Consider the following 1971-nt stretch of genomic DNA (forward strand, 5'->3'; position numbering starts at 1 on the left):
ACATGTCCTCTCGTAAAGAGCTTGCCAATGCTATCCGTGCGCTGAGCATGGATGGGGTGCAGAAAGCCAAATCCGGCCATCCCGGCGCACCGATGGGTATGGCTGATATCGCCGAAGTGTTGTGGCGCGACTACCTGAACCACAACCCAACCAACCCGAACTGGGCTGACCGCGACCGCTTTGTGCTCTCCAACGGCCACGGCTCGATGCTGATTTACAGCCTGCTGCACCTCTCCGGTTACGACCTGCCGATTAATGAGCTGGCAAACTTCCGCCAGCTGCACTCCAAAACGCCGGGTCACCCGGAGTACGGCTACACCGCCGGGGTGGAGACCACCACCGGCCCGCTGGGCCAGGGCATTGCCAACGCCGTGGGCATGGCGATTGCCGAGCGCACGCTGGCGGCACAGTTCAACCGTCCGGGCCATGACATCGTTGACCACCAGACTTATGTGTTCCTGGGCGACGGCTGCATGATGGAGGGTATCTCCCACGAAGTCTGCTCGCTGGCGGGCACCATGAAGCTCGGCAAGCTGGTGGCCTTCTATGATGACAACGGTATCTCGATTGACGGCCACGTTGAGGGCTGGTTCACCGACGACACCGCGGCCCGCTTTGAAGCCTACGGCTGGCACGTGGTGCGCGGCGTGGACGGCCATGACGCGGACGCCATCAAGGCAGCGATTGAAGAAGCGCGCAGCGTCACTGACAAGCCGTCGCTGCTGATGTGCAAAACCGTGATTGCGTTCGGCTCGCCGAACAAAGCCGGCACCCATGACGCGCACGGCGCGCCGCTGGGTGATGACGAAGTGGCCGCCACCCGCAAGGCGCTGGGCTGGACCCACGCCCCGTTTGACATCCCGCAGGACATCTACGCCCAGTGGGACGCCAAAGAAGCGGGCCAGGCCAAAGAGCAGGCGTGGAACGAGAAGTTCGCCGCCTACGAAAAAGCCTTCCCGGAACTGGCGGCCGAGTTCACCCGCCGCGTCAACGGCGAGCTGCCGGCCAACTGGGCCGAGGAGTCTAAGAAGTTCATCGCCCAGCTGCAGGCCAACCCGGCCAAGATTGCCAGCCGCAAGGCGTCCCAGAATGCGCTGGAAGCGTTCGGCAAACTGCTGCCGGAGTTCCTGGGCGGCTCAGCTGACCTGGCCCCGAGCAACCTGACCATGTGGTCCGGCTCGAAGTCCATCGGCGATGACGCGGCCGGTAACTACATCCACTACGGCGTGCGCGAGTTCGGCATGACCGCCATCACCAACGGTATCGCGCTGCACGGCGGCTTCCTGCCGTACTCGGCGACCTTCCTGATGTTTGTGGAGTATGCCCGTAACGCGGTGCGCATGGCGTCGCTGATGAAAATCCGCAACGTGTTCGTCTACACCCATGACTCGATTGGCCTGGGCGAAGACGGCCCGACCCACCAGCCGGTGGAGCAGCTGGCGAGCCTGCGCGTGACCCCGAACATGAGCACCTGGCGCCCGTGTGACCAGGTGGAGTCGGCGGTGGCCTGGCAGTACGCCATTGAGCGTAACGACGGCCCGGCGGCGCTGATTTTCTCCCGCCAGAACCTGGCGCAGCAGGAGCGCACCGACGCCCAGCTGGCGAACATCGCCCGCGGCGGTTACGTGCTGAAAGACTGCGACGGCACGCCGGAGCTGATTCTGATTGCCACCGGCTCGGAAGTCGAGCTGGCGGTGGGCGCTTACGAGCAGCTCTCCGGTGAAGGCCGTAAAGTCCGCGTGGTCTCCATGCCGTCCACCGACGCGTTCGACAAGCAGGACGCAGCCTACCGCGAATCCGTGCTGCCGAAAGCGGTCAGTGCCCGCGTGGCGATTGAGGCGGGTATCAGCGACTACTGGTACAAGTATGTCGGCCTGAACGGCGACGTGGTGGGCATGACCACCTTCGGCGAATCCGCCCCGGCGGAGAAGCTGTTCGAGCTGTTCGGCTTCACCGTGGAGAACGTGGTGA

At 64.0% G+C, this 1971-nt stretch carries 1 protein-coding gene; it reads left to right on the forward strand.

The window, feature by feature from the left end:
• Window positions 1-2 precede the first annotated feature (2 nt).
• A partial coding sequence (gene tkt / locus CYR52_RS22095; RefSeq protein ID WP_101829450.1) for a transketolase occupies window positions 3-1971 on the forward strand: 1969 nt, incomplete at its 3' end.

This window comes from Chimaeribacter arupi, assembly GCF_002858805.1.
Lineage (GTDB): Bacteria > Pseudomonadota > Gammaproteobacteria > Enterobacterales > Enterobacteriaceae > Chimaeribacter > Chimaeribacter arupi.